This is a genomic window from Yimella sp. cx-51 (genome assembly GCF_017654605.1).
Lineage (GTDB): Bacteria > Actinomycetota > Actinomycetes > Actinomycetales > Dermatophilaceae > Yimella.
Map to the genome: position 1 here is coordinate 2,815,975 of NZ_CP072113.1, position 25,699 is coordinate 2,841,673.

A 25,699-nucleotide genomic window follows, 5' to 3' on the forward strand; every position below is an offset into this window, starting at 1 on the left:
TTGATATTCAGGAGAATTCATGACGATCACGCACGCCGGTGTTGTGGAGCGCCGTACGGCCGTCTACACCGAGAGCGAGAAGAAGCGCACGGGCGTCCTGCCCACCGAGGGTGGCGCTGCGGTCCGCCCCAAGGCCGCTGCGCATCTCACCGATGAGCAGGTGGAGCAGTTGGGTCGCGAACTCGACGCCATCCGTGACGAGGTGCTCGCCAAGCGTGGCGCGGCTGACGCCGCGTATATCCGCAAGATGATCAAGATCGCGCGCACCTGCGACCTCGCCGGACGCACCGCGCTGATCTTCGGCAAGCACAAGCCGATGTTCGTCCTGGGTGTCGCCGGTGTGTCGATGGGCAAGATCCTGGAGAACATGGAGATCGGCCACAACGTCCTGCATGGGCAGTGGGACTGGATGCGCGACCCCGACATCCACTCGACCACCTGGGAGTGGGACTTCGTTGCCCCGGCCCGCGGATGGCAGCACACCCACAACGACCTGCACCACACGTACACGAACGTGATGGGCAAGGACCGCGACGTGGGCTACAACATCCTGCGGATCAGCGACGAGCAGCCGTGGCAGAAGCGCGACATCTTCAACCCGATCGTCAACGCCTTCCTCGCGCCGACCTTCGAGTGGGGCATCGCCTCCTACGACCTCGAATGGGACCAGGTGCAGACCGGTGCCAAGTCACGCGAGCAGTTCGACAAGGATCTGGAGTCGCTGAAGGCGAAGGCCGTTCGACAGGTGCTGAAGGACTACATCGCCACCCCGCTGGTCGCCACCCTCACCGGCTCCGGCAAGTGGTCGCTCGCCGGAATGATCGGCGGGAACATGGTGCGCAACGTGTGGGCACACTCGGTGATCTTCTGCGGTCACTTCCCCGACGAGGTCGACGTGTTCACCGAGGACGTGCTCGACGGCGAGACCCGCGGCGACTGGTACATCCGCCAGATGCTCGGATCGGCGAACCTGTCGGGCAGCCCGCTGTTCCACATCCTCACCGGCAACCTGAGCCATCAGATCGAACACCACCTGTTCCCCGACCTTCCCTCGAACCGCTACATCGAGGTGGCGCCGAAGGTGCGCGAGATCTGCGACCGGTACAACCTGCACTACACGACGGGCCCGCTCGGCACCCAGCTCGCACAGACCTGGAAGAAGATCGCCAAGCTGTCGCTGCCGGACGAGTTCTGGGAGCGTCACGAGTCGGGCAAGCCCGGCAAGTGGGAGGTGCTGCGCGACGCGTGGAAGGGCCGCACCACCCCCAAGACCGCCTGAGCGACTGAATCGCCCGGGCTTCATGGGCACAGACTGCGAGCCGCCACGCCGAGCGAACCCACGAAGGCGCACGCACCGCTAGACCGCTACGCGGGGCTGGACCGAAGCCTCCGCGCGAGGTAGGGCGCGGTCACGCTCCCGTCGGCCTGCACGATGTCGGCCGGCGTCCCGGTCGCGACGACCCGACCGCCGGCGTCTCCTGCGCCCGGGCCGAGGTCGATGACCCAGTCGCTGTGGCGATCACGTCGAGGTCGTGCTCGACGAGAACCACCGTGTTGCCGGAGTGAACGAGCTGGTGCAGCTGGCGCAGCAGGAGCGCTCCCACGGCGAAATGGGCCCGCCCTCTGAAGCCCACTGTGCGTTGGTGTACGCAAGCATCACGGTCGGCGAATGGGGTGAGGAGCACCGTATGCGTGAGGATGATCTCGGCAATACGGATGAGCACGCAGCCGAAGACACAGCAGATCGGTCGGTCGGAACGCTGGAGTTGTTCTTCGACCTGGTCTTCGTCTACGCGATGTCGCAGGTCACTGTCCTGATGCTCGCGGACATCTCCTGGGCGGGGTTCGGCCGCGGGATTCTGGCGCTGGCTGCTGTGTGGTGGGCGTGGGCCTGCTACGCCTGGCTGACGAACACCTCCGACCACGACGGACCCGGGCCTCGCCTGCTGCTCTTTCTCGCGATGGCGGCCATGCTGATGGCCGCGGTCGCGCTGCCGCAGGCGTTCGGCGCGCGGGCGCTGGTCTTTGCGCTTGCATTCCTGGCGGTCCGACTGATCCACGTTGTGCTGCTGGCTCTTGACGTGCGGGGCGAGGCGGACGTGGGTTCGGCCGCGCTGCGACTGGTCCCCACCCTGCTCGCCGGCCCGGCAGTGCTGGTGGCCGCGGCGTTCTTCGACACGCCAGAACGAGAGTTGCTGTGGATCGTGGCCGCGGTGATGGATCTGTCGGGACCGGTCCTGGTCGGGACCACCTGCTGGAGCGTGACACCTGCCTACTTCGTGGAGCTGACCCTCGTCTGCTTGCTGCACACCAGCTGGGAACTCTGGCACCACCCGGCGATCGGCCCGGTCGGCGACTCCTGATCCTCCAGCGCCATCGCCGCGCAGACTCTCGCAACTACAGCTTGGGACTACCTCACCGGACGACGTTTCGCGGGGGCTCGCCGACGGAGGCACGGCGCAGTCGCCACGCGCGTGTCGCCAGGTGGAGGTTGAGTTGTGTCTCGACGTCGTTGAGGTCGCGGCCCGAGATCTCGGTGATGCGGCTGATTCGGTAGCGCAGTGTGTTGCGGTGGATGGTGAGCGTCGTTGACGTGTCGGCGTACTTGCCCCCGTGGTCAAGGTAGGCCGCCAGCGTGGGGACGAGCTCGGTGCCGTGGCGACGGTCGTAGATCAATAGGTCGCCGAGCCAGTCCCTGATGAGGCGCTCGACTTCCTCAGCGTTGCCGTCGAGGGCGAGCAGCCGATCTACTCCCAAGTCGGCGTAGGCGATGAAGCCGTACGGATTGTGGGACTGCTGACGAGCCCTGAGAGCTCGTTGAGCTTGCTCATACGCACGTGGGATCTGTTCCGGCGAGTTGGCCGGCTCCCCCTTGGCGATCACACCGTTAGTGTCGCCGTAGGCACGCGACAAGTCGTTGAACAAGCGGCCCATGTCGACACCTCGATGGGCGAGGGCGACGACCAGTCCCCGGTTCCGGACGACCAAGCAGGGCAGTCCCTGACGAGCCATGGCCATCCGGAGGTGATCGACGTCGCGGTCGTGCCCGCCGTGACCCCGCTCGGAGGACCACGCGCACACGATCAGGTCGTGCGGAACGCCAAGGTCGTGGCCCTGAGCGGAAGCCCGGTCCACGGCAACGTCGGCCGGGAGCCCTCCGAGAAGGTCGTCGAGGAGGTCTCGACTCAGTCGGTTCTCCAGTTCATTCATCGCTGCGGCCTGAGCCCTCAGCAGCCCCAGTGCGACGCCCGCGTACCGCAGAGCGAATGATGCGTCGCCTCGGTCTTTGTCCGGTGGCACCTCCAGTTCGATCGTGCCGAGTTCGGGGCGTCCACCGATGACCTCCTCGAGCGAGGTTCGCTCGAGGACCGGTTGGTACCGGCCGGCAACCGTGATCCGGGTCGTCTCGTGCCCGAATCTGTCCCGCAGCACGACAGCGGAGCCGGTGAGCCGGCTGAGTGAGGTGGCCACGTCGAGCTCAGTCCCGGTCGTGGATAGTCGGGCGAACTCCTCAAGCACCCCCTCACGGTGGCGCAGCGCCGCGACGGTGCGCGCCATCTCGTTATTGGCTGCATCGAGTTCGTGGGCGCGTCGGCGGTGGCGCTCGTGCACCTGCGCGTCCGCGAGCGCCGTCCCGAGGAGATCGCCCAACCGTTCGATGACGAACAGTTGTTCGGGGTCGGGCCGGGCGAAGCTGCGAAGGACCAATTGGCCCGGGGCGCCGTTCAAGACCGCCACAGCCGTCGTCGACGTCCAGGAGTCGCCGTTGTCCTGCACGAATACCCGTTCACCGGTTGAGCTGCTCGGATCCGCCGGCTTCGTCGGCTCCCCGGGGGGCAGGGTGATCCACTCCCGGTCCCGCTGGAAGATGACGTGAACCAACTGGCAGCCGGTCACCGACTCGACCTCACGCTTCAGGACGTTGATGACCTCGTCCACGTCGTGACGTTGCATCATCGCCGTGGACATCACCAGCAGCCCATCCAGGCCGGTGAGGGCACGCCGCAGATCCAGCTCGCCGGTTGGCACAACGGCTCCGGTTGTGGCGGGCTCGCAGACGGTCATCTCTTGATCCCTGGCCGGCCCGCCCGGGATCCCCCTGTGCCGTAGTGACCCCACAGGTCGTCGCGCTGAACCACGACGCCTCGGTACATGCAGCACGGATGTATCCCGGGATCCAGTCCGAATCCGTGCGAGCTCATGGGTCCTCATCAACTCTCGGGGGCAGCGGCAGCGTCGCGCTCACCGTACCCCTTGCCCAGCACACCCACCCGCGGGGAGTTGTGCACTCGGCCCAAACCATGCTCCGGGACTTTGGCCTGGTGCGCCCATGACTTCTCGGTGGTCGGCGACGAGTGTGGATTGCTCGGAGTCACCGACACAACGATTGGAGATTCGCCATGAAGGCTGTCGTCTATCAGGGACCGAAAGATGTCGCGGTCACGGACGTTCCGGACGCCGAGATCGAACGGCCCACCGATGTGCTGGTCAAGATCACAACGACCAACATCTGCGGCTCGGACCTGCACATGTACGAGGGGCGCACCTCCTTCGAGAAGGGCCGGACGTTCGGCCACGAAAACATGGGAGAGGTGGTGGAGATCGGCAAGGGAGTAGAGAAGATCAAGGTGGGCGACCGGGTCGTGCTGCCCTTCAACATCTCGTGCGGGTTCTGCAAGAACTGCGAGCGCGGGCTCACGAACTACTGCCTCACGACGCAACCTGACCCGTCGGCCGCCGGTGCGGCCTACGGCTTCGCCGAAATGGGCCCGTACGGCGGCGGGCAGGCAGAACTGCTCCGGGTGCCCTTCGGCGACCACAACGCGCTGCGCCTGGGTGAAGACGCGCAGGACAAGGAGAACGACTACGTCATGCTCTCCGACATCTTCCCCACCGGCTACCACGCCACCGAGATGGCCGGCGTGATCCCGGGCGACAGCGTCGTGATCGCCGGGGCCGGCCCCGTGGGACTCATGGCCGCCCTGTCCGCGACGATCAAGGGCGCCGCAAAGGTGATGGTGGTCGATCGCCACCCCGACCGGCTCGCGCTGGCCGAGCAGATCGGAGCGATCGCCATCGACGACTCCAAGGTCGACCCCGTGCAGGCTGTGCTGGACGAGACCATGGGGCTCGGAGCCGACCGTGGCTGCGAGTGTGTCGGCTACCAGGCCCACGACCCTGAGGGCAACGAAGACCCGGCTGCCACCCTGAACATGCTCATCAACTCGGTCCGGTTCACCGGCGGGATCGGCACCGTCGGCGTGTTCGTCCCCGAGGACCCGGGGGCCAAGAGCGAATTGGCCAAGCAGGGCAAGGCGGCCATCGACTTCGGCACCCACTGGTTCAAGGGACAGACCATGGGCAACGGCCAGTGCCCGGTCAAGAGGTACAACCGCCGGCTGCGAGACCTCATCGCGGCTGACAAGGCGAAGCCGTCCTGGATCGTCTCCCACGAGATCTCGCTGGATCAGGCTGCCGACGCCTACAGGAACTTCGACTCCAGGTCCAAGGGTTGGACCAAGGTCGTCATCAAGCCCGGCATGTGAAACGGAAAGAAGGCAAACTGATATGGCAGCAGATCTTCAGGGCAAGAGGGTCGCGATCCTCGCCGCCGACGGCGTCGAGCGCGTTGAGCTCGAACAACCCCGCGAAGTACTGGACCGCGCGGGCGCTCAGACCGAGGTCCTCTCGATCCACGACGGCGAGATCAAGGCCCGTGAGAACGACCTGGATGAAGCGGGCACATTCACCGTCGACGGGCTGGTCGCCGACGCCTCGGTGGGCGACTACGACGCCCTGCTGCTTCCCGGCGGCACGGTGAACCCCGACCAGCTCCGGGTCGACGAGGACGCCGTTTCCTTCGTCCGCGACTTCGTCGAGAGCGGCAAGCCAGTGGCGGCGATCTGTCACGGGCCGTGGACGTTGATCGAGGCCGGCGTGGCCGCGGGTCGCACCCTGACGTCGTACCCGAGCATTCGCACCGACCTGCGCAACGCCGGCGCCGACGTCGTCGACCAGGACGTGGTGATCGACAAGAATCTCATCACCAGCCGCTCGCCGGAGGACCTGTCGGCGTTCTCCGAGGCGATCGTGTCCCAACTCGCGGGCACCACGACAAAGGAAGAGGAGAAGTCATGAGTGTGACCAAGGGATTGCTGGTCAGGTTTGACTCCTTGCCCGGCAAGGAGGACGACGTGAAGGAGTTCCTTGACAGCGGCCGTGCGCTTGTCGAGGACGAGCAGGCGACCACCGCGTGGTTCGCGATCCGCCTCGGGCCGACCTCGTTCGGGATCTTCGACGTGTTCCCCGATGACGCCGGTCGTGACGCCCACCTGTCCGGCCCTGTCGCGGTAGCTCTCGGCGAGCAGACCGGCACGTTGTTCTCCGAACCGACGATCGAGAAGCTCGACGTACTGGGCTCCAAACTCCCCGCCTGACACCACAACTGGGAGTACTGGCCCAGACAGGAGGGGTCGCTGCGCGCGATGACTCCAGGCTCATACAGCCCGCTGACATCGTGGCAGCGGCCCCTTCTCTTGCCGCCAATCGCTCACCACCAACAGATCGAGGAACCGCGATGACAGGAACTGACGACGGCGTTGCCACCACGCGTTCACCCGAGGTAGCAGTGATCGGGGGCGGGATCGTCGGTTTGTCGACGGCGTACGCGCTGCGAGAGCAGGGCGTGCCGGTGCGCTTGTACGAGGCTGGTCTGCCCGGGACGGGTCAGTCCGCAGGCGAGTCGCGGATCTTTCGGCATGCCCACGACGACCCGCGACTCGTCACTTTCGCGCGCGAAAGCCGCGGCGTATGGGATGAGTGGGCCGAACACTTCGACGTCGAGCTGGTCTCATCAGACGGCGTCGTGGCGATCGGAGACAGCGCCCTGGCGCGGCTGCGGGTGTTGGACCAGGTCGGCGGCGTAGAAGCACGCGAGATCGACGCCGCCGAGGTCGCCCAACGGATGCCGCTGCTCGCTGGGTACTCGGGGCCAGCGGTGCTTGACGAGTCGGGCGGCGCGATCCGCACCCGCGCCGCGATCACGGCACTCACGGGTGCCCTCGCAGATGCGATCACCACTGGTGAGGTCATCTCCATCGATCCCCGCGCCGACGGGACGGTCGAGGTGCGCAGCGTCACCGACCGGGCTGTCTACTCCAAGGTGGTCGTGTGCGCCGGCCGCGAAACCGCCCGCCTGGCACGCAGCGTCGGCCTGTCGCTGCCGGTTCACCTTGCCGCACACGTCCGGCTGACCTTCGACGTGAAAGCCGCCGCCCCGGCACGAGTCGCGTGCCTGCAGGACAGCAGCGGCGTCTTCGGCGAAGTCGGTGTCTACGCGACGCCGCTACCGGGCAACAGCAGCTATTCGGTCGGACTCAGCGACACCGTCGGCGTCCGCGACGACGGAACGTTCATCGACCCGGCGGCGATTCGATCGTTGGACGAACGCGCACGCGACTACGTGACACGAGCGCTGCCCGGTCTCCACCCGGAGCCGCGCGACTTCCTTCACTGCTGGGTGACCGACCTCCCGTGGAGTGAGGACGGCGTGGCCGTGTGGGAGGCAGGTTCTATCTTTTTTGTGGCCGGTCACAATTTGTTCAAGCAGGCACCGGCGCTGGGTCGCGCTCTTGCCCGGGCTGCGACCGGCGGCGGTCTGCGCGCCGAGCTCACGCCCGAAGCGCGCCTCGGCGAAGCCCAGGATTAGCGGGTCTGCGGCGCGGCAGGCGGCGAGCACGTCCCGGCGTCCGGGCACTTCGCGGTCGGCACCTGTCAGGCCATGGTCGACGTGCGCCTCGGATCACGCTGCCCGAAGCGCCATCGACAAGCGTCTGGGATCTAGTGTGTTTTGTTGTCCAGTCATCCACCATGAGGAGTAGTCCATGAACCTGACACAGATGCCGCTGCGCGTCACCACCGGCGCCTTCATCCTCAACTCCGGGGTCGGCAAGCTGAAGGTCGACGAGGGCACGGCCGCGTTTCTGCACAACGGCGCGAAGACCGCCTACCCCGGTGTCTTCGACTCGATGGACCCGAAGACGTTCTCAAAGGTGTTGTCCTACAGCGAAATTGGAGTCGGTGCGCTGCTTCTTGCTCCGATGGTTTCCCCTGTTGTCGCCGGCGCGGCGCTGACCGGCTTCGGCGCGAGTCTGGTTCGGATGTACCTCAAGACCCCTGGTATGACCCAGTCCGACGGCATCCGTCCGACCCAGGAAGGTACCGGCGTGGCGAAGGACGTCTGGCTCGTCGGTGCCGGTCTGACCTTGCTCACCCAGGGCCTGACCTCGGCGACCAAGGCGGGCGCCAAATCGGTCGGCCGCGGTGTTCGACAGGTCACCCCGTTCGTCGAGAGCTGACTCTCCCGAGCTTGACGTCCCGCAAGGCTCGACCTGACAGCGTCAACAACGACGTGCGTGCGCCGGGGCGACGAGCGCGAACATCGTCCAGGCTGCGCCGAGCGCAACGGCGCGGCGCGGACTGATCGTCCGGTACAGCGCTGCTCCGGCACGCGCACACCGATGGCGAAGATCGCGGGCAGTCCGGGCGCCGAAGATCAACCCGGCGAACTTGGACGCCGCGCAAGGACGCTGAAAACGCGCATCGCGCAGTCGTAGTCTTCGCACAGGAAGTGCATAGACACCGTCGGCAGTCTCTTCTTCATGAACACCGCAGCCACCAACTCACTGTCCACCTCCAAGCGCGTCTGGCGCGGTGTTCTTGCCGCGACCTCCGTCGCGCTCGTCGGGGCATCGGTCACGCCGGCCGCCCAGGCCGAGGCAGCCGGAGTGAAGGCGACCAACTACGCCGTCGTCTCTCCAGCATCGAAGGCATCGATCGTCTCCCCCACCGACCTACCACGCACCGATGGCAGATCGATCTCCTACCGGGTCGGTAAGGACGGCACCATGCGCGCCGTCTGACCCGCCACCAGCCCGGTCGGCGCCGTCTTCTCCTTCGGACCCGACCGGTCACCGAAATCAGGCCCCTTCGCCCCAGCCGGCGAAGGGGCCTTCGGCATGTCGAGCGGGCTGCGCCAGTTGCGCCACTTTGCGGCGAGAGATCAGCCGGCGCGCAGGCGATAGCCGGCGCCGCGGACGGTCTGCAGGTCGTCGCGTCCGAACGGCCGGTCGATCTTGCGGCGCACATGGCTGACGCCTTGGTCGACGACGTTGGATCGGCCGAGGTAGGCGAGGTCCCACACCCCGTCGAGCAAGAACTGACGGGTGAGCAGTCGTCCCGGGTGCCGCATGAACACCTCAAGCAGGGCGAACTCCCTCGGGGAGAGGTCGAGTTCGTGGGTGTCGCGCCACGCACGTCGCTCGTGTGGTTCGAGTCGGAGAGTGCCTACCTCGATCGACGGACCGAGCTGCGGTGTGGCGCGGCGTGCGATCGCGCGGAGCCGGGCATCGAACTCGCGGGCGCTCACCGGGGAGCACATGATGTCGTCCGCACCGGCGTCCAGCACGCGTACGACATCGGTGTCGTCGGCGGATGCCGCGAGCATCACCACGGGGGTGCGTTCGGCACCGCTGCCGATCTCGGCGATCGTCGCCAGATCGTCAAGGGCCGGACGGTCGCAGCAGATCACTACTGCGTCGACATTGCCAATTTCGCTGCGCCACAGGGCGATCGACGGGTCGCTGATGGTGTCGACCCGGTGACCGCGTGCTTCAAAGGACGCGTGCAGGCGGGGCCCGACGGAGCCGGACAGGTCGAGGATGAGCAGTTCCATGGCCGCGACGGTAGGAAAACCCGCTGTCCGGTCACTGTGGGGTTCGTTGGCGCGCGGTGTCGGCGTCACCAGCTTGCCGTCACGGTTCCGACATCTGCCCAAGTGCAGGCTCGTTGCTGTCCCCAGAACCTACGAGAGCAAGGACACCCACCATGAAGCAAGCTTCGAAGCGAACCGCCACCTGGCGGCGTGCCGCGATCGGCGGCACCGTCGGACTCGCGCTGCTCGGCGTTGCAGGCGCCACGGCGCCGGCCCACGCAGCGACCGTTCCGGACGTGCTCGCGAAGATCCGTTACTGCGAGAGCGGCAACAACTACCAGGCGCAGAACCCGACCAGCTCAGCGTCCGGCGCCTACCAGTTCCTCACCAGCACCTGGCAGTCGCTGTCGGCGAGCGCCGGCTACTCCACCGCGGCGTCGGCACCGGCGTCGGTGCAGGATGCGGCCGCGATCGAGCTGTACAACGCTCAGGGCACGTGGCCGTGGGCCGCGTCGCAGTCGTGCTGGAGCGCGCTCGGCGCGGTGCCGACCACCTCGAGCACCGGCAGCTCAAGCACCGGCAGCACGAGCACCTCGACGTCGACCGGCACCTCCACCGGCAGCACGGACACCTTGAGCACCTCGACCAGCACGAGCACCACGTCGGCCACCCGCATCGGTTCGTCCACCGAGCGCGGCACCACGCGTCCGCAGCCGCGTGGCACGCACACCGCGGTCACCGCCAAGAAGGCCAACCCGGCACCGAAGCTCGGCAACCGCGCCGACCACGACGGTGACGGCAAGCGGGACTGCGCCACCAAGAAGGCCGGCGTTCGGGCGCCCGCAAAAACCAGCGCCTGACAACGAAATCCGCGTGAGTTTGTGGGGTTCAGGTGCAGTACGAACCCCACAAACTCACGCGGATTCTGCGTGGTCGTCAGCCGGCGGTGCCCGCCACGATCGCGTCGGTGTAGCCGTCGTAGATCGGCACGTAACCCTCGTCCTTGGTGAGCACGTACACTGCCTCGTCACCGTCGGCGAAGCCGAGGTTGCGCAACTCGACCTTGCGCGACTTGAAGGTCGAGGTGTGTTCGAGCTCGTTGACCAGTCGCACGAACAGAGGCCGCGCATAGGCCGGGAGCTGCGAGCGCACGTGCTCCGCGAGCTCTGCACCGTCGAAGGCTTCACCGTCGGGCAGCACGACCGCAGCCATACCGGCCTTGCCGTCGCACCCCGGCACCTCCACGCCGTAGACCGTCGACTCGACCACCTGAGCAGACCCGGCAAGCGCCGCCTCCACCTCGGTGGTGGCGACGTTCTCGCCCTTCCAGCGGAAGGTGTCGCCGAGCCGGTCGACGAACGCAACGTGCGTGAGCCCCTGATTGCGCACCAGATCACCGGTGTCGAACCAGCAGTCGCCGTCCTTGAAACCGTCACGCAGCAGCTTCTTCTCCGAAGCCTCGGCGTCGGTGTACCCGTCGAACGGCGCGCGGTCGGTCACCTTGCTGATCAGCAGGCCGACCTCGCCGGTCTTCACCTGGGTGAGACGACCCTTTTTGTCGCGCAACGCTTTTCCGGTCTCGGGGTCGTAGTCGACCACTTTGTACGGCAGCGGGCAGGTGCCAGCGGTCTGGTTGACGTTGAACGCGTTGATGAACGCGATATTGCACTCGGAGGCGCCGTAGAACTCCGCGATGCGCTCGATGCCGAAGCGCTGCTGGAAGTCGTCCCAGATGTCGGGACGAAGCCCGTTGCCGACGATGACCCGGATGGTGTTGTCACGGTCGTCCGGCTTGCCCGGCTGGGCGAGCAGGAAGCGGCAGAGCTCGCCGATGTAGACGAAAGCCGTCGCATCGTACGCGCGGCACTCGTCCCAGAACTTCGAGGCCGAGAACTTCGGCGACACCGCAAGCGCGGCACCGCCCGCCAGCACCGCGCCGAGACCGACCGTCACGGCGTTGTTGTGATAGAGCGGCAGGGCGCAGTAGAGCGTGTCGGTCGGACGCAGCCGCACACCGAGCGCGCCGAGGCCGGAGTACGACTTCAGCCAGCGGAAGTGGGTCATCACCGACGCCTTGGGCAGCCCCGTGGTGCCGGAGGTGAAGATCAACAGTGCCCGGTCCTTGGCCTGCACCTTCGCGCACGATTCGGGGTCGTCGGTCGGACGCGCCTCGGCGAGCCCGGCCAGCTCGGAGTAGCGAATGACCTGCTGCTCCTGCGCGATCTCGCCGGCTGATGCGAAGTCGTCGTCCAGCTCGTCGGCCATGACGATCAATCGCGCGTCGAGGGTGCGCAGGCTGTGGGCCAGCACCTCGTGCCGCTGGTTGTAGTTGATCAGTCCGGCGACCGCGCCGAGCTTCACGACCGCCAGGATGACGAGGATGTTCTCGACGTCATTGGGCGAGTTCACGCCTACCACGTCGCCCGGACCGACACCGCGCTCGCGGAACAGGTCGGCGTACTGATTGGCCAGTTCGTTCGCCTGCCGATACGTGAGTTCGCGGCCGGCACCCTTGAGGAAGGGGCGATCGGGATGGCGAGCGGCGGTCAGCTGGAACTGCTGGCCCATGGAAGCGTGGTGATCGGGCTTGCGCAGCAGCAGGCCAGGAGCCTCGCGCATCAGCATCGGCAGGTCAGGGGTGAAACCCATCAGTCCCTTGGCGACATCGGTCAGGCCGACGCGGCGGCGCGTGGTCGAACTCACGGTTCCTCCTGGAGGGGCGCGGATTTCTCGACACTGTAACGAGGATCACTACCGGCGGGTAACCAACTGCCCGAACAATCCGGTTGCCCTTCGATCGCCGACTCTGCAAACCTGTCCGCATCATGTGGATCTGACTCCGACCCCACCCGCGCCCGAGGCCAATCCCGGCGGGTTGCGCACACCCGAATCGGAGTCTCCCCATGCCAGTTACCCACCTCATCCTTGACGACATCGCCGTCACCTACGACGGACGCTGGGTGCTCGACGGCATCAGCCTCACCACCACGCCCGGTGCCCGGCTCGGCATCGTCGGCGAGAACGGCGCCGGGAAATCGACCCTTCTGCGGATCGCGGCAGGCGTCGAACTACCCGCCCGCGGTGCAGTGAGCCGTCCGGCCGACACCGGTTTCGTCTCCCAGGACGCCGGGTTGCAAGCGGACGCCACCATCGCGCAGGTATTGCGGGAGGCCCTCGCTCCCCTGCATGACGCGGTGGCCGAGATCGAAACTCTCGCAACGAATCTCGACGATGCTGATGCCTCGAACCGGTACGACGAGGTGCTGGCCTGGGCCACCCGTCACGAAGCCTGGACGGCGACCGCTCGGGCCGAACAAGCCGCTGCTCGTCTCGGTCTCGAGCACCTCTCACCGGACACTCGGGTGGGCGAACTCTCGGGTGGCCAACGCAGTCGCTTGGCGCTGGCGGCACTGCTGGCCCGCCGTCCAGATTGCGTCCTGCTCGATGAGCCGACCAATCATCTGGACGACGACGTGCTCACCTTCCTGGAGCAGGAGTTGCGCGAGATGGCCGGCGTGGTCGTCGCGGCCAGCCATGACCGCAGCTTCCTGGAGAACGTCTGCACCACCGTCGTCGATCTCGATCGCACCCACTTCGGCACGGACGGCGTCGGCGGACGCACCTACTCCGGCAGCTATCGCAACTACCTCGCCAAAAAGGCGCAGGCTCGGCGGCGCTGGCAGGAAGATTTCGAGGCACAGCAGGAGGAGCTCAACGAGCTTCGCAAGGCCGCGAAGACCACGAATCTCGATGTCGCACATGACCGCCCGCCTCGGGACGCCGACAAGTACATCTACGGGTTCAAGGGTGCGCGGGTGCAACAGACCGTCGCCCGGCGCCGTCGTAACGCCGAGCAACGCATCGAGGCGATCGAGCGCGAACTGATCAGCAAACCGCCGAAGCAGCTGAGCTTCCGCGGTTCGTTCGCTGCCGATGGAGCAGCTGCGGTCACAGCACGGGACGCCTCGGTGGCGGGGCGCTTTGAACTCCCCCGGCTGGACGTGCGCCCCGGCGAGCATTGGCTGATCACCGGCGCCAATGGTTCAGGCAAGTCGAGCCTGCTGGCTGCTCTGGCCGGTTCGCTCGCCGTCGAATCAGGAGAGTTGTACGTCCACGCCTGCCGCATAGGGCTGCTGGATCAGCACGTCTATTTCTCCGACCCTGTGCGCACCCCGCTGGAGATCTACAGTGCAGCCGGATCGTCGGTGCCGCTCATCGAACTCGGCCTCCTGCTCCCCCGCGACCTGCACCGGCCCGTGGGCGAGCTAAGCCTCGGCACGCAACAGCGACTGGCGTTGGCCATGCTCATGGCGCAGCGTCCCGACCTCGTCCTGCTCGACGAACCGACCAACCACCTGTCGCTGCGCCTGGTCGAGGAACTGGAGGACGCCATCCTCGACTCCCCGGCGACAGTGCTCGTCGCCAGTCACGACCGGTGGTTGCGATCGCGATGGACCGGCCCGACGCTGGACCTCGACCCGCCCGGCACCGGCTGAGCCGCTTTATCGCCGATCGAGCCCCTGCCGCTGTTGAGCCTGTCGCTCCGCTTGAGCCGCTCCCGCTGGTTGAGCCGACCCGGCTGAGGAACGAAGTCGGGTCGCGTCGAAACCGATGCGACTGACGATCACGCCTCGCGATGGCGTCGTCAGCCTGGTTACGCTCGTGCGAGCAGCACGACAGGCCAGGAGCGAGCGATGACCAGAGCGATGCCGACCGGCACGGCGATTGCGTGGCGTCCGCCGATTGCTGAGTCGCTCGCAGAACTGCAGCGGCAAGGACGACTGCAGTTCACCGAGGTCGTTGCTGAAAACGTCCACCTCAACCACGTGCCGTCGGCGCTCGACGAACTCGCTGCGACCGGGGTGACAGTCGTGCCGCACGGGGTCAGCCTCGGGCTGGCCGATGCTTCCCGCCCCGACGCGGGCAGACTTGCCCACCTGGCCGAGCTCGCGACGCGGTTCGAGGCGCCGATTGTCAGCGAACATCTCGCCTTCGTGCGGGCCGCCAGCACTCCCGATTCCCTTCACGGCGATGTGCTCGAAGCGGGCCATCTCATGCCTCCGCCGCGCACCCGCGACATGCTCGCGGTGGCCGTCGAGAACATCCGCATCGCGCAGGAGCAACTGCCGGTGCCACTCGCGATCGAGAACATCGCTGCGCTGCTCTCCTGGCCCGAGGACGAACTCGACGAGCCCGACTTCCTGAGCGAGATCGTCCAGCGCACAGGCGTTTACATCGTGCTCGATGTCGCCAACCTGCATTCCAGCGCCACCGCGCGAGGTACCGATCCGGCCGCTGAACTCGCCCGCTTCCCGCTGGACCGAGTGGCGTACGTCCACGTAGCAGGTGGGATCGAGCGGAACGGTCTCTACATCGACACCCATGGCCACGGGGTGCCGGACGCCGTCACCGATCTGCTGACCAGGTTCGTCGCACTGCGCGGCAGCGCCGACCTTCCCGGAGTGATGCTCGAACGCGACAGCGACATCACCGCCGAGGCGGTGCTCTCTGATCTCGATCGCATCGACCGGGCCGTGGCAGCGGGACGAGACCGTGTCCACTGAGTCGCGGGCTGACGCGCCTGGCATCGACCACGCCGAAGCGAGACATCCAGGCCGTGTCCGCGGGCCTATGGCCGACCCGGCTCCCAGCGACCAGGACGAGACCCCGTCCACGGAGCAGGCTCGCTCAACTCTGGCCGCGCGGATGAACGCGGTGGTCCACGGACTGCTCCGGGGCGAGGTTCCTCACGGCTTCGATGAGCTGCGGTCACGCGAGACGGCTCGCATCCTGGCGCTCAAACGGGTGGACGCGATGGCGTACGTCCGGCCCGAGATTGCCTTGCTACCGCGCTGGCGTCCGCGGGCGGTCGACTTCGTGCTCGCCACGCCGAATGACCATTGCGCCCACTGGGATTGGCAGATGTTCGTCGAATGGGTGCGAGACCATTCCGGCTCGAATGACACTGAATGGATCAGCATGATCGAGGTGTTCACCGGTCGCCGCCGACGTGCGGTTGTCCGTTTCGGAAACCGGCGGCACTACGTCCGACGGGTCAGACGCGGCGTGCGCTCAACTCCGGCTCTCCCGCTCTGAATCGGCGAGCTTTTCGAGCTTGCGGTACGGCCAGTAGGAGCCGGCCAAGAAGAGCGCGCCGAGCCCGAGCATGCCGAAGACGAACTTCGCCATGTGCGGGCTGTCGGTGTTGCCGATCGCCCACACCAGCCCGGCCAGGGCACCGGAGACCACGAAGAGCAGCCCGATCAGGGTGCAGCTGATCAGGGTGACGCGGGGAAACATTCCCTCGAACTTGATGGGTGCGCTGGCCATGCCCGACAGGTTCCCACAGCGGTCGGAGCCGCACCGAATCCTCAGCCTTGAGCCGCGACCCGCCACAGGTGCATCGCGGCGTAGGAACGGTAGGGCGACCAGCGCGACGCGTGCTCGGCCAGCGGGCGGTGCGCCTTCGCGGTGGGAATCGAGTCGTCGATGATTCCGAGCCTTCGCGCCCCGGCGACCAGTGCGACATCGCCGGTGAGCCAGGCGTCCGGATCGTGCAGGACGCGCATCGCGAGGTAGGCGGCGGTCCATTCGCCGATGCCAGGGCGGGCAATGAGCGCGGCGCGCAGTTCGGACGCCTCCATGTCGGCGGCGACCCGCAGTGAGCCATCGGCGAGCACGGCTGCCGTGGAGACGAGGTCGCCGATCGACCGCCTGGGTAGACGCATCGGGCGGTTGGGGTCGAGTGGCTCCTGGCCGGGCGGCGGCACAGGCACGGATGCGGCGATGGACGCCGCCGAGGGAAACAGTCGGTCGACCCCGGAAACTTGTGTCGGGCAGGGAGTTCCGCAGAATTGGGCGAGCCGGCCAAGATGCGTCCGCGCGGCGGCGACGGAGATCTGTTGGCCGACGAGTGCGCGCACCACGAGTTCGTGGGGATCAAGGCCCCCCGGCACGCGAATGCCTGGATTTCGTGCCACGACGTCCGCAAGAGAAGGGTCATCGGCGAGCAGCGAATCAGCGGCCGCCGCGTCATGGTCGAGATCGAAGAGTGCGCTGACGAGCCGCACGGCGGGAGCGACATCGGCGGCCGCGGCGGCGTGCACCGTCACCGGCAAGACCTCCCCGTCATGGACGACGTCGATGAGCCCCGGGCCACCAGGCAGGGCGAGAGTGCGGACGTACCTGGAGGTGGCGTCGGAGCGCTCGACCAGTTCAACTCTGTCGACAGCGCGTGCCGCCAGGAATGCGAAAACGCCGTCCGCATCGTAGGGCTGCGGCACCGGCAGCTCGATCGTTTCGATGACCTCCACGGCACAATCCTGACGCCGGTCGGTGCGTTCGCCCGCGTCGGCACCCGTGAACGTGGCAGCGTGGAGCCATGAACTCGAGCGGATCGCGCTGATGGCCGGCAAGCAGAGCTCACCCGCCGTCGAACTGGAGGTCGGCGAGCACGCCATCCGCGTCTCCAATCCCGACCGGGTCTACTTCCCCGCGTCCGGCGCCACCAAGCTCGACCTGGTCAACTACTACCTCTCGGTGGGCGAGGGCATCGTGCGGGCGCTGCGCGATCGTCCGTGCATGCTGCACCGGTTTCCCACCGGCATCACCGGCGAGAAGGTGCACCAGAAGCGGCTCCCGCGCGGCGCGCCCGACTGGGTCGAGACAGCGCGGGTCTTCTTCCCGCGGTACAAGCGCACCGCCGACGAGCTGTGCGTCACCGAGTTGGCTTCGGTGATCTGGGCGGTGCAGATGTCGACCGTCGAGTTCCACCCGTGGAATTCGCGCGTGCCGGAGATCGAGAAGCCGGACGAGTGGCGCATCGACCTCGACCCGATGCCCGACTGCCCGTTCGACCGCACCCGCCGCGTCGCGGACGTGTGTTGGGAGCTGTTGGACGAGTTGGGCATTCGCGGTTTCCCCAAGACCAGCGGCGGTTCGGGCCTGCACATCTACGTGCGGATCGAGCAGGAGTGGGTCTTCAAGGATGTCCGGCGTGCGGCGCTGGCCTTCGCCCGCGAGGTGGAACGGCGAGCGCCCGACGACGTGACCACAACCTGGTGGCGCAAGGACCGCGACCCCTCGATGCTCTTCGTCGACTACAACCAGAACGCCCGCGATCACACAATGGCCTCGGCGTACTCGGTGCGTGGCAACCCCGACGCGACGGTCTCCACCCCGTTCGACTGGCCCGAACTCGCCGACCTCGACCCGCGCGACTTCACCATCGCGACCGTGCCCGAGCGGTTCGCCAAGCTCGGTGACCTGACCGCCGAGATCGACGACGTCGCGTTCAGCCTCGAGCCGCTGTTGGAGTGGGCCGACCGCGACGAGCGGGACGGCAAGGAGACGCCACCCGAGCCCGACGCCGACTCGGACTAAGCCGCTACGGGGCGGCCCGTGGACGCGTCCCACTCAACGTCCGATCCCCGCGCGCCTCACACAAACGCGGCCCTTCTTCGCAGGCGCGCTAGCTGCAACCGCCGCGGATGCGAACAGCCGCCGCGGATCCCGCTGGAACGGCCGCGTTTGGTCCTCAGCGCGTCACCGGACGCCGAGCCGGAGCGCCGCCACCGGGCACAGCCGGACGGCGGTGCGGCCGAGGTCAGCGTCGACTTCCTGGGCGTGGACGACGGGGTAGCCCCATTCGTCCAGCGAGACCTGCTCGGGCAGAAGGGCTGCGCAGAGTCCGTGGCCGGTGCAGGCGATGCGGTCGATGTGCAGCGTGGCCGAGTCGGACGAGCGCTCAGACCCGAAGCTCGTGGGAAGAGGCGACAAACCGGACGCAAATGGCACGTCCGCACGGCGTGTCGCGTACGTTTTGCGTCCGGTTTGTGACCCAGGCGCAGTCATGCCGACCTCCGCAGGGGTGCCGTCGCGGTGTGGATTGGTCCGGTGACGGCGCTGAACTGGCAGCCGATGCTCTGATGGGCGCGCAACTCCGCACCGAAGACCTGCAGTGCGCTGGCGACGAATCGGCCCACCCCGTCGGGGAATCGGCATGCGCCTCGTCCGGGCAACAAGCCAACTCGCCCGGAGAGCCTGTCGAGGACGTCCGAGCCTCCGGTGCCGCCTACGAGCGCGTCGAGGTCTTCGGAGATGGCCGGAAGACCAAATATGCACGGGCCGCATTGACCGGCTGATTCGCCTGCCGCGTAGCGCACGAGCGCGCTGATCTCGACCCATGGGCAGGTGTCGGCGGGCAGGACGCGGATGACGCCGGGGCCGAGGAAGAGTCCGTGAGGGGTCAGGTCGCGACCGGACCAGGTCATGGACGAAACATCCTTGGCCGCGACGAAGCCGCCGCCGAGCCCGCCGATGTTGAGGGCGAGGTAGTCGCGATCCATACCGGCGCGAGCGAGCAACGAGGTGATCGGCTCACCGGCGGCGGTCGGGAGCACGACCGGTGGCCGCCCGACGGCCGACACGGTCACCAGTCGCGGGCCGGGCTCGTCCGCGGTGCCGAACGATCGGAACCATCCGACGCCGCTGGCCACGATGCGTCCGGCCAACCACACCGTCTCGGCGTTCAGCACAAGGGTCGGTTCGAGCGGCTTTTCCTGCGCGGTCTGTCCGCCGGCAGCAATGGGGTATCGCTTGGTCACCGGCCGGGCCGGGTTGCCGTGCAACAGGTTGACCAAGGCCGACTCCTCGGAGGAGACGTAGCGATGCGGCACCTGCAGCACGTCCAGACCGGCTGCGATCAGCAGTCGCGCCGTCTCCGAATCGCGGTGCGCCGCAAAGATCGGTGTGGTGGAGGTGGCGAAAAGCATTGCGCCGTCGATGAGTTCGCGTAGTTGGTGACGCACGATCCAGGCGTCCTTCGCGGCGCCGATCTCGCCGTCGCAGGCGTTCACGATGAGCCGGGCACGGTGATCCTGCGCCAGACGCACCTTCCGGGCGGTGCTGAAGGCGGCGCCGCCGCGGCCGGTCAGACCGGCTTCTTCGATGAGTTCGACGATGTTCATGACCATTCCTGGGCGTTGACGAGGACGCGACGTTGCGCGTAGGGAGAGGTGCGCAGCAGGCGCATGGCGATGGCGGCGAGTCCGGCGGCGGCGCAGGCCACGGTGGTCCAGAGCAGGATGGGCTGATCGGCGCTGCTCATGCCGACGCCGTGCGCGATCGCCATCGGCCACAGCGCGTAGGTGAGCAGGTGCACTGCGCGCCATGCCTTGCGGGACAACCGGTTTCGCAGCAGTGAGGTGCCAATGACGGCGATGAGGACGTCGAGCGCCAGCGTGCCGAGACCCACCCAGAGGGTTTCGTACCCGGCGGTGAAGGGGATGACGACGCTGAGCCAGGTGATGTCGACGTAGCCGGTGCTGATTGCGGTGACGATGTGCAGCAGCAGGAAGATCGTCATGCCGAGGGCCATGCTGCGATGCAGACCCATCACCAGCGCACGGTTGCGCACCTGGCCTGCCATGCGCGACGCGGTGGCCATGCCGAGGACGAAGACCACCGTCATCGCGACCATGCTCACCGCACCCGAGGCACGGGAGATGAACCAGAGATCCGTGTGGCTCATGCCGCGCTCCGTTCCGGTGCCCAGCGCGGGGTGTGCACCCGACGTCCGTCCTGGGCGATCAGCAGCGCAGGGATGCCCCGCTGCGCCAGCCACTCGGGCGCTTCATGAGCCAGGACGATCGCCGCCGTACTGGCAGCGTTCGCCTCGACCGCACTGGCTCCGGCGCAGGTGACCTGTACCCACACCGGCTCGGCCGGCTGCCCAGTGCGCGGGTCGATGATGTGGTGCGCGGGTCCGTGGTCGGTATGCCACGAACGCACCTGCGTTGACGAGGTGGCGAAGGCCTGGTGCCGGGTGCTGATCGTCTGTACCACGCGTCCGTCGGCTGCTTCGACCCCGATCTGCCAGTCGGCGCGCGGCGCGTGGCCGGCCACCGCGATGTCGCCACCGAGGTTGACCAGGAATCCTCCCCGCAGCCGGTCGGCCAGATCGGCCGCGAGCACATCGGCAGCCCACGCCTTGGCGGATGCCCCGAGATCCAGCTGGAACCCCTGAGGCATTCGAATGCCCCTGCCGCGCAGGCTGATTCGCTGATAGTCCGGGACGAAGGCGCCAGCGGTTCCCGCGGGTTGATCGATCTGATCGATGTCGCGGTCGTAGCCGGCCGCAACCAGCGCCCGTCCGACGGTGGGCGTGACCAGGCCGTCGGTGAGCTCAGCGGTGCGTAGCGCTGCCTTCAGGCACGCGCGCAGCAGCGGACTGAGATCGGCGTCCACGTCGTCTCTCCGGGCAGCCCTGTTGAGCGCCGCCAGTTCGGAGTCTTCGCGGAAGCGGGAGGCCACCAGGTCGACGTCCTGTACGAACGCCTCGGTGATCTGCTGGACGGCCGGGAGCACGTCGTCGTCGGTCATCACCACGTGGATGCGGGTGGTCCAGGCGTGCAGACGCAGAGACCTCATCAGGACGCTCCAGTGTTGCTGTCGGCCGCGGCGTGAGATGTCGCGACGGCGCCCGAATCGCTGAAAGTGCTGCTCGATGTCGAACTGCTGGTGTCGGACGAGCTGGACGAGGAGTCGTCAGAGCTGGTCTGCGCGGAGGTCGACGAGGTGGACGTCGGCGAGGTGCTGCTGGTGGAGGTAGCAGACTGCTGATCGGCGTAGGAGCTGGAGAGGTGCAATCCGAGGCCACCGGTGGCAACCACGCCGGCCAACATGGCACCGGCAGTCCACTGGCGGTTGCGATTGAGCGCCGCTCGTCCGTCGTTCGAGGTCATCGGAAGTCTCCTTGTAGGTCGTGGTTTTTCGAGCTGCTTCCAGCCTCGAGCGCGTCACTGTGCGGTTCCTGTGACGACTCGGTGATCGCGCACAGAGGTCACCTCCGCAGCGACAAACCGCCTCCTTGCACCGCGCCGCTGAGCAATGACGCAGCCCGTGTCGAAGCGCGCCGAGCATGCATGAAGCCGCCGAACATCCGTGGACATTCGGCGGCTTCATGGGTGGGTCACCGCTGTGGGTCGAGCACACCTCCTCGTCCCATCCGCACCCTCACGTCGGCGAGGCGGGTGGAGAGGCGCCGGCGGTCACGGCGCATGCGCCAGACCCCTTCGAGGTCGTCGCGTGCGGTCTTGACGATGTCGACACGACTGTCGGGATCGTCGTACCAATCCACCGGCACCTCATGGATTCGCAAGCCGGCGCGCTCGGCGAGCACGAGCAACTCGGTGTCGAAGAACCACGTGGGGTCTTCCACCAGCGGCAACAGTTCCCTGGCCACGTCGGCGCGGATCGCCTTGAACCCGCACTGGGCGTCCGAGAACTGAGCGCCGAGCGTGCTGCGCAGGATCAAGTTGTACGACCGAGAAATGAACTCCCTCTTCGTGCCGCGCACCACGTGCGATCCGTGCGCCAGCCGTGAGCCGATCGCCAGATCGGAGTGGCCGGAGGTGAGCGATGCCACCAGGGGTGCGAGCGCGGACAGGTCGGTCGAGAGATCGACGTCCATGTAGGCCAGCACGAGAGCATCCGACTCCGACCACACCTTCTTCAGCGCCCGGCCGCGACCCTTTTCCTGCAGGTGCACGACCTCCACCTCGGCGAGTTGTCGAGCCAGAGCCTGTGCCTTGCGCAGCGTGCCATCGGTCGAGGCGTTGTCGGCGATCGTGATCCGGAAGGGATACACGAAGTGCCGGGTGAGGTGGGCGTGCACCGTGCGCACACTGGCCTCCAGCGCAGCCTCCTCGTTGTAGACCGGAATCACCACGTCGAGCACCACTGTCTCGGTGATCAGCGACTCGCGGGGGCTCGTGTCGATCTGCTCGGTCGGAGCCTCGATGAGCGTTGTCATGACCGAATCTCCTTTCGTGTGAACCGAACTCACGTCAGTTCGAGGTTGTGGGCTGGGTGAGGTCGTAGAAGGTCTGGCCGCCGATGGTCACGGACTTGAAGTTCGCGATCACCCAGGCGCTGATCTGCGAGGCGGTGTTCGATCCACCTTGGCTGCCGCCCGTACCGCCACCGGCGAGGAAGTAGTGGATCTTGCCGTCGGCGACGTACTGCTTGAACTGCGCCAGCGTCGGCGAGGGGTCACTTCCGTTGAAGCCTCCGATGGCCATGACCGGCTCGCCACTTCCGAGCTGCAGTCCGGCTGCGTTCTGGCTGCCGATGGCCGCTGCGACCCAGGTGTACTTCGACGCGTTCGCCTGCAGCGCGGTGACGACCGCCGTGCTGGGAGTGTTGGCCGAGAGCAGTCCGCCCATGCCGCCGCCACCTGTGTTGTTCTGGCCCTGGGCGTTGGTCTGCCCACCCTGAGCGCCCGTGGTCGTGCCACCGGTCGTCCCGCCAGGTGCGGTGGGAGGCGTGCCGGCCTGTCCACCCGGCGCAGTGCCGGTGCCACCAGGAGCCGTGCCACCCGGGGCTCCGCCGCCGCCCGGGCCACCCATGCCACCGGTGCTCGGACCGGCAGTGACGATCGAACCCTGGTGACCAGTGCTGAGCGTCGTCCAGCTGTACGCGGCCGGACCAGCCAGTCCCGCAGCGATCGCGCCGACCAGCACGAGCGGAATCGCCTTGCGGTGCAACCGGTTCAGACCGATCAGCAGGATCGCGGCGGTCAGGCCGATCACCAGCACCGAGATCCGCAGCCAGTTGCCGTAGGCCGTCGTGCGAGTGAGCAGGACGAAGCCCCAGACCGATGCCGCAGCCGTCGCGGCCGCGAGCACCGCGCCACCGATCCACTTGTCGCGCAGTTCCCAGGCCTCGGCAGCGCCCATGCCGACCAGCGCCGCGACGGCAGGAGCCAGGGCGACCGTGTAGTACTCGTGGAAGATGCCGGCCATGAAGGAGAAGGTGAGGCCGGTGACGACGAGCCAGCCACCCCAGACGAGGTAGGCGGCGCGGCGCAGATCAGTGCGGGGACGGCGTCCGCGCAGCACCAGTCCGGCGCCGAGGAGGATGAGTGCGGAGGGGATGAGCCAGGAGATCTGGCCACCGATCTGGCTGCTGAACATGCGGGTGATGCCGGTCGTGCCCCAGCCGCCACCACCGCCGACCGAGCCGGTCTCGTTGCCGTTCAGGCGGCCGAGGCCGTTGTAGCCGAAGGTGAGCGAGAGGAAGGAGTTGTCCTGGCTACCCCCGATGTAGGGGCGCATGGACGCCGGCACCAGCTCGACGATCGCGACCCACCAACCGGCCGACAGCACCATCGTCGCCACGGCGGCGAGTGATCCGATGATCCGGCGGCGCAGCGTCGTGCGAGCAGCAACCAGGTAGGCGATGCCGAAGAAGGGCACCACGAGCAACACCTGCAGGGTCTTGGTGAGGAAGCCCAGACCGATGAAGACGCCGACCAGCATCATCCACTTGGCCGAGCCCTTCTCGATCGAACGCATCGTGGCCCACGCGCCGAGAGCCATCAGCAGGACGAGCAGCGCGTCCGGGTTGTTGAAGCGGAACATCAGCACGGCCACCGGAGTGAGGGCGAGCACCAGCCCCGATAGCAGCCCGGCGAATGCTCCGAAGTAGCGCTTCACCGTGGCGTGCACGACCCCGACGGTCGCGACGCCCATCAACACCTGCGGCATGAGGATGGCGAAGGAATTGAGCCCGAAGACCCGCACCGAGAGCGCCATCGCCCACAGCGAGGCCGGCGGCTTGTCGACGGTGATCGAGTTCGCAGCGTCCGAGGAGCCGTAGAAGAAGGCCTTCCAGCTCTGCGAACCGGCTTGCACCGCAGCCGAATAGAACGAGTTGGCATAGCCACTGGCGGTGAGGTTGTAGAAGTAGGCAGCGGCGGTGAGCGCTAGGAGCGCGAGGAGCCCCGGACGCGCCCACGCCGGGTCGTCCTGCGCTCCCCGCCACGCCCGCGACCAGCGCGATTGGTGCGCCTGGGTCGCTTCAACGTCGCGGGAGCGGATGCTTCGCGGAGACCAGAAGCCTGGTCTGTTGGTCAGGTCTGCGGTGCGCAGCTGCGCGGTAGCGGTATCCATGTGTCACACCGTGCTGCCGGGCCCTATGCGTCTGCTGTGCGCCTGCCCTGCGACTCCTCTGCACTTCGCCCGACGCTTGAAAACGTTGCTGAACCCACTGAGCGGCAGCGAACCTACTGGGTACAGCCAGTAGGTTCGTCGCCGGTCAGTAGGTTCAGCGCGCGGTGTTACTTGGTGAGCGAAACCGTCGTCCCGCCCGAGAACATCGAGTCGTGCAGTTCGAGCTTCACCGGCTTGGCATCGGCTGGCATGTCGTAGACCAGGGTGCCGCTGAGGGTGTTGCCCGGGTTGATCTCCTTCATCCAGATGTCGTTGTTCTTCATGTAGATCGCGGCACCGGAGTCGGGGCTGAACTGACGGCCCTGGGCATCGGTGAGCTTCTGGTTGGAGTCGAACATCGTCTGCGGCTTGTCGCCGATGTTCTTGACCGTCACCGAGATCAGCACGTACTGCCCCTGCGCCTGCTGGTTGAGGTACTGGTCGCCGACGGTCTTCACCCCGGTCTGCACCTTCGTCACCGTGAACTCAAACTTCCCGTCGCGCACGGGAGTGTTCAGGCCTGGGTCCTTCTTCTCCTGCTTGGTCTCCTTAGCCTTGTTCGACGAGGCTGCCTGCGCCGGCGCGGAGGCACCGCTCTCGCCGACCGAAGTGGAGCTGGTGGAGGTGTCGGACGCCGCGTCCGTGCCCTTGTTGCCGCCGCCGAGCGCGCTGCCGATGCCGCCGACGAGCAGCAGGGCGCCGATGCCGGTGAGCACCTTGTGCCGCATGAACCAGTTCTTCTGCTTCGGCTGGTTCACGTAGGGCGGCGCCGGCGGCAGGCCGCCGCCCTGGCCGTACGCGGGCGGCTGCTGGCCGTGCCACTGGTTCGGCTGCGGCTGCGGGGTTCCGGGGCGCTGTTCGTTGTTCATGGTGTTTCCTTTCGGGGCTGTTGTGGACCTGCACCAAGTGGACGACGGGGACGCCCTTCCCCACTTCCACCGATCAGCCCTGCCGCCCTCCCCCGATCGGTGGATCCTGGGCCGCCAGGACGCAC

General features: G+C 67.2%; 26 protein-coding genes and 1 pseudogene. 13 read left to right on the forward strand and 14 right to left on the reverse strand.

Annotation, left to right across the window (positions count from 1 at the left end; translation table 11 throughout):
* Positions 1-19 precede the first annotated feature (19 nt).
* The gene (locus tag J5M86_RS13415) at positions 20-1,279 is read left to right on the forward strand and encodes an acyl-CoA desaturase (RefSeq protein ID WP_188058969.1); all 1,260 of its coding nucleotides are present in this window, start codon (positions 20-22) and stop codon (positions 1,277-1,279) included.
* A gap of 86 nt (positions 1,280-1,365) precedes the next feature.
* Here J5M86_RS13415 and J5M86_RS15510 read toward each other — a convergent pair.
* Positions 1,366-1,613, reverse strand: a pseudogene (locus J5M86_RS15510) (hypothetical protein); the annotation flags it as partial.
* A gap of 75 nt (positions 1,614-1,688) precedes the next feature.
* On the opposite strand from J5M86_RS15510, the gene J5M86_RS13420 reads away from it, so the two are divergent.
* Positions 1,689-2,363: a low temperature requirement protein A gene (locus tag J5M86_RS13420; RefSeq protein ID WP_255427384.1), complete on the forward strand. Its 675-nt coding sequence runs from the start codon at positions 1,689-1,691 to the stop codon at positions 2,361-2,363.
* Between the two features lie 52 nt (positions 2,364-2,415).
* Here J5M86_RS13420 and J5M86_RS13425 read toward each other — a convergent pair whose 3' ends face one another.
* A complete protein-coding gene (locus tag J5M86_RS13425; RefSeq protein WP_188058967.1) occupies positions 2,416-4,065 on the reverse strand; it encodes a CdaR family transcriptional regulator in 1,650 nt (549 codons plus the stop codon).
* A 335-nt stretch (positions 4,066-4,400) separates the two neighbouring features.
* Between J5M86_RS13425 and J5M86_RS13430 the strand changes: the two genes are divergently transcribed.
* From J5M86_RS13430 to J5M86_RS13455, 6 genes are all read left to right on the forward strand, one after another.
* Positions 4,401-5,546, forward strand: a complete 1,146-nt coding sequence (locus J5M86_RS13430; RefSeq protein ID WP_115921365.1) for a glutathione-independent formaldehyde dehydrogenase — start codon at positions 4,401-4,403, stop codon at positions 5,544-5,546.
* 22 nt (positions 5,547-5,568) lie between these two features.
* Complete coding sequence (locus J5M86_RS13435; RefSeq protein ID WP_188058966.1) at positions 5,569-6,138, forward strand: type 1 glutamine amidotransferase domain-containing protein; 570 nt, start codon at positions 5,569-5,571, stop codon at positions 6,136-6,138.
* A complete protein-coding gene (locus tag J5M86_RS13440) occupies positions 6,135-6,437 on the forward strand; it encodes a putative quinol monooxygenase (protein ID WP_188058965.1) in 303 nt (100 codons plus the stop codon). Before J5M86_RS13435 ends, J5M86_RS13440 begins: the two co-directional genes overlap by 4 nt.
* Before the next feature lie 140 nt (positions 6,438-6,577).
* Positions 6,578-7,708, forward strand: a complete 1,131-nt coding sequence (locus J5M86_RS13445; protein ID WP_188058964.1) for an FAD-binding oxidoreductase — start codon at positions 6,578-6,580, stop codon at positions 7,706-7,708.
* Between the two features lie 175 nt (positions 7,709-7,883).
* Positions 7,884-8,357: a hypothetical protein gene (locus J5M86_RS13450; protein WP_115921368.1), complete on the forward strand. Its 474-nt coding sequence runs from the start codon at positions 7,884-7,886 to the stop codon at positions 8,355-8,357.
* Between the two features lie 303 nt (positions 8,358-8,660).
* Complete coding sequence (locus tag J5M86_RS13455) at positions 8,661-8,921, forward strand: hypothetical protein (protein ID WP_188058963.1); 261 nt, start codon at positions 8,661-8,663, stop codon at positions 8,919-8,921.
* Between the two features lie 140 nt (positions 8,922-9,061).
* Here J5M86_RS13455 and J5M86_RS13460 read toward each other — a convergent pair whose 3' ends face one another.
* Complete coding sequence (locus J5M86_RS13460; protein WP_188058962.1) at positions 9,062-9,733, reverse strand: response regulator transcription factor; 672 nt, start codon at positions 9,731-9,733, stop codon at positions 9,062-9,064.
* Positions 9,734-9,885: 152 nt separating this feature from the next.
* Here J5M86_RS13460 and J5M86_RS15625 point away from each other — a divergent pair, with 152 nt between their 5' ends.
* On the forward strand, positions 9,886-10,572 hold the full coding sequence (locus J5M86_RS15625; protein ID WP_255427383.1) for a transglycosylase family protein: 687 nt from the start codon (positions 9,886-9,888) through the stop codon (positions 10,570-10,572).
* A 76-nt stretch (positions 10,573-10,648) separates the two neighbouring features.
* Here the strand turns inward: J5M86_RS15625 and J5M86_RS13470 are convergent, their stop codons facing one another.
* Positions 10,649-12,415: a long-chain-acyl-CoA synthetase gene (locus tag J5M86_RS13470; RefSeq protein ID WP_188058961.1), complete on the reverse strand. Its 1,767-nt coding sequence runs from the start codon at positions 12,413-12,415 to the stop codon at positions 10,649-10,651.
* A 200-nt stretch (positions 12,416-12,615) separates the two neighbouring features.
* On the opposite strand from J5M86_RS13470, the gene J5M86_RS13475 reads away from it, so the two are divergent.
* From J5M86_RS13475 to J5M86_RS13485, 3 genes are all read left to right on the forward strand, one after another.
* On the forward strand, positions 12,616-14,208 hold the full coding sequence (locus J5M86_RS13475) for an ATP-binding cassette domain-containing protein (protein ID WP_188058960.1): 1,593 nt from the start codon (positions 12,616-12,618) through the stop codon (positions 14,206-14,208).
* Between the two features lie 198 nt (positions 14,209-14,406).
* On the forward strand, positions 14,407-15,276 hold the full coding sequence (locus tag J5M86_RS13480; RefSeq protein WP_188058959.1) for a DUF692 domain-containing protein: 870 nt from the start codon (positions 14,407-14,409) through the stop codon (positions 15,274-15,276).
* 67 nt (positions 15,277-15,343) lie between these two features.
* On the forward strand, positions 15,344-15,808 hold the full coding sequence (locus J5M86_RS13485; protein ID WP_188058958.1) for a hypothetical protein: 465 nt from the start codon (positions 15,344-15,346) through the stop codon (positions 15,806-15,808).
* Here the strand turns inward: J5M86_RS13485 and J5M86_RS13490 are convergent.
* Together J5M86_RS13490 and J5M86_RS13495 are read right to left on the reverse strand one after the other, a co-directional pair.
* Positions 15,785-16,042 (reverse strand): hypothetical protein, encoded by a 258-nt coding sequence (locus tag J5M86_RS13490; RefSeq protein WP_188058957.1) that lies wholly within the window; start codon positions 16,040-16,042, stop codon positions 15,785-15,787. The genes J5M86_RS13485 and J5M86_RS13490 overlap by 24 nt on opposite strands.
* Before the next feature lie 41 nt (positions 16,043-16,083).
* Positions 16,084-17,025, reverse strand: coding sequence for a DNA-3-methyladenine glycosylase (locus J5M86_RS13495; RefSeq protein WP_188058956.1), 942 nt, complete (start codon positions 17,023-17,025; stop codon positions 16,084-16,086).
* Between the two features lie 91 nt (positions 17,026-17,116).
* Between J5M86_RS13495 and ligD the strand changes: the two genes are divergently transcribed.
* Positions 17,117-18,094 (forward strand): non-homologous end-joining DNA ligase, encoded by a 978-nt coding sequence (gene ligD / locus J5M86_RS13500; protein WP_188059480.1) that lies wholly within the window; start codon positions 17,117-17,119, stop codon positions 18,092-18,094.
* 162 nt (positions 18,095-18,256) lie between these two features.
* On the opposite strand, the gene J5M86_RS13505 is transcribed toward ligD, so the two are convergent.
* The 8 genes from J5M86_RS13505 to J5M86_RS13540 all read right to left on the reverse strand — a co-directional run bounded on the left by J5M86_RS13505 (position 18,257) and on the right by J5M86_RS13540 (position 25,574).
* On the reverse strand, positions 18,257-18,508 hold the full coding sequence (locus J5M86_RS13505) for a ferredoxin (RefSeq protein ID WP_244328368.1): 252 nt from the start codon (positions 18,506-18,508) through the stop codon (positions 18,257-18,259).
* Between the two features lie 53 nt (positions 18,509-18,561).
* Positions 18,562-19,680 carry an NADH-ubiquinone oxidoreductase-F iron-sulfur binding region domain-containing protein gene (locus J5M86_RS13510; protein WP_208965038.1) on the reverse strand — a complete coding sequence of 373 codons (1,119 nt, stop codon included), beginning with the start codon at positions 19,678-19,680 and terminating at the stop codon, positions 18,562-18,564.
* Positions 19,677-20,243, reverse strand: a complete 567-nt coding sequence (locus J5M86_RS13515) for a ferric reductase-like transmembrane domain-containing protein (protein WP_188058953.1) — start codon at positions 20,241-20,243, stop codon at positions 19,677-19,679. The genes J5M86_RS13510 and J5M86_RS13515 overlap by 4 nt, the downstream gene beginning before the upstream one ends.
* Positions 20,240-21,142 (reverse strand): FAD:protein FMN transferase, encoded by a 903-nt coding sequence (locus J5M86_RS13520; protein ID WP_188058952.1) that lies wholly within the window; start codon positions 21,140-21,142, stop codon positions 20,240-20,242. Before J5M86_RS13520 ends, J5M86_RS13515 begins: the two co-directional genes overlap by 4 nt.
* Positions 21,142-21,456 (reverse strand): hypothetical protein, encoded by a 315-nt coding sequence (locus J5M86_RS13525; RefSeq protein ID WP_188058951.1) that lies wholly within the window; start codon positions 21,454-21,456, stop codon positions 21,142-21,144. Before J5M86_RS13525 ends, J5M86_RS13520 begins: the two co-directional genes overlap by 1 nt.
* Before the next feature lie 227 nt (positions 21,457-21,683).
* Positions 21,684-22,526: a dolichyl-phosphate beta-glucosyltransferase gene (locus J5M86_RS13530; RefSeq protein WP_188058950.1), complete on the reverse strand. Its 843-nt coding sequence runs from the start codon at positions 22,524-22,526 to the stop codon at positions 21,684-21,686.
* Positions 22,527-22,560: 34 nt separating this feature from the next.
* Positions 22,561-24,666, reverse strand: a complete 2,106-nt coding sequence (locus tag J5M86_RS13535) for a glycosyltransferase family 39 protein (protein ID WP_188058949.1) — start codon at positions 24,664-24,666, stop codon at positions 22,561-22,563.
* 167 nt (positions 24,667-24,833) lie between these two features.
* The gene (locus J5M86_RS13540; protein ID WP_188058948.1) at positions 24,834-25,574 is read right to left on the reverse strand and encodes a DUF4352 domain-containing protein; all 741 of its coding nucleotides are present in this window, start codon (positions 25,572-25,574) and stop codon (positions 24,834-24,836) included.
* Positions 25,575-25,699 lie beyond the last annotated feature (125 nt).

Bases quoted from the DNA above. Each gene is read 5' to 3' on its own strand.
- J5M86_RS13415 (WP_188058969.1), top strand. From the start codon at position 20: ATGACGATCACGCACGCCGGTGTTGTGGAGCGCCGTACGGCCGTCTAC.
- J5M86_RS13540 (WP_188058948.1), bottom strand. From the start codon at position 25,574: ATGAACAACGAACAGCGCCCCGGAACCCCGCAGCCGCAGCCGAACCAG.
- J5M86_RS13445 (WP_188058964.1), top strand. From the start codon at position 6,578: ATGACAGGAACTGACGACGGCGTTGCCACCACGCGTTCACCCGAGGTA.
- J5M86_RS13430 (WP_115921365.1), top strand. From the start codon at position 4,401: ATGAAGGCTGTCGTCTATCAGGGACCGAAAGATGTCGCGGTCACGGAC.
- J5M86_RS13435 (WP_188058966.1), top strand. From the start codon at position 5,569: ATGGCAGCAGATCTTCAGGGCAAGAGGGTCGCGATCCTCGCCGCCGAC.
- J5M86_RS13485 (WP_188058958.1), top strand. From the start codon at position 15,344: ATGGCCGACCCGGCTCCCAGCGACCAGGACGAGACCCCGTCCACGGAG.
- J5M86_RS13525 (WP_188058951.1), bottom strand. From the start codon at position 21,456: ATGACCTCGAACGACGGACGAGCGGCGCTCAATCGCAACCGCCAGTGG.
- J5M86_RS13530 (WP_188058950.1), bottom strand. From the start codon at position 22,526: ATGACAACGCTCATCGAGGCTCCGACCGAGCAGATCGACACGAGCCCC.
- J5M86_RS13490 (WP_188058957.1), bottom strand. From the start codon at position 16,042: ATGGCCAGCGCACCCATCAAGTTCGAGGGAATGTTTCCCCGCGTCACC.
- J5M86_RS13420 (WP_255427384.1), top strand. From the start codon at position 1,689: ATGCGTGAGGATGATCTCGGCAATACGGATGAGCACGCAGCCGAAGAC.
- J5M86_RS13440 (WP_188058965.1), top strand. From the start codon at position 6,135: ATGAGTGTGACCAAGGGATTGCTGGTCAGGTTTGACTCCTTGCCCGGC.
- J5M86_RS13515 (WP_188058953.1), bottom strand. From the start codon at position 20,243: ATGAGCCACACGGATCTCTGGTTCATCTCCCGTGCCTCGGGTGCGGTG.
- J5M86_RS13450 (WP_115921368.1), top strand. From the start codon at position 7,884: ATGAACCTGACACAGATGCCGCTGCGCGTCACCACCGGCGCCTTCATC.
- J5M86_RS13510 (WP_208965038.1), bottom strand. From the start codon at position 19,680: ATGAACATCGTCGAACTCATCGAAGAAGCCGGTCTGACCGGCCGCGGC.
- J5M86_RS13480 (WP_188058959.1), top strand. From the start codon at position 14,407: ATGACCAGAGCGATGCCGACCGGCACGGCGATTGCGTGGCGTCCGCCG.
- J5M86_RS13455 (WP_188058963.1), top strand. From the start codon at position 8,661: ATGAACACCGCAGCCACCAACTCACTGTCCACCTCCAAGCGCGTCTGG.
- ligD (WP_188059480.1), top strand. From the start codon at position 17,117: ATGGCCGGCAAGCAGAGCTCACCCGCCGTCGAACTGGAGGTCGGCGAG.
- J5M86_RS13535 (WP_188058949.1), bottom strand. From the start codon at position 24,666: ATGGATACCGCTACCGCGCAGCTGCGCACCGCAGACCTGACCAACAGA.
- J5M86_RS13425 (WP_188058967.1), bottom strand. From the start codon at position 4,065: ATGACCGTCTGCGAGCCCGCCACAACCGGAGCCGTTGTGCCAACCGGC.
- J5M86_RS13520 (WP_188058952.1), bottom strand. From the start codon at position 21,142: ATGAGGTCTCTGCGTCTGCACGCCTGGACCACCCGCATCCACGTGGTG.
- J5M86_RS13475 (WP_188058960.1), top strand. From the start codon at position 12,616: ATGCCAGTTACCCACCTCATCCTTGACGACATCGCCGTCACCTACGAC.
- J5M86_RS15625 (WP_255427383.1), top strand. From the start codon at position 9,886: ATGAAGCAAGCTTCGAAGCGAACCGCCACCTGGCGGCGTGCCGCGATC.
- J5M86_RS13460 (WP_188058962.1), bottom strand. From the start codon at position 9,733: ATGGAACTGCTCATCCTCGACCTGTCCGGCTCCGTCGGGCCCCGCCTG.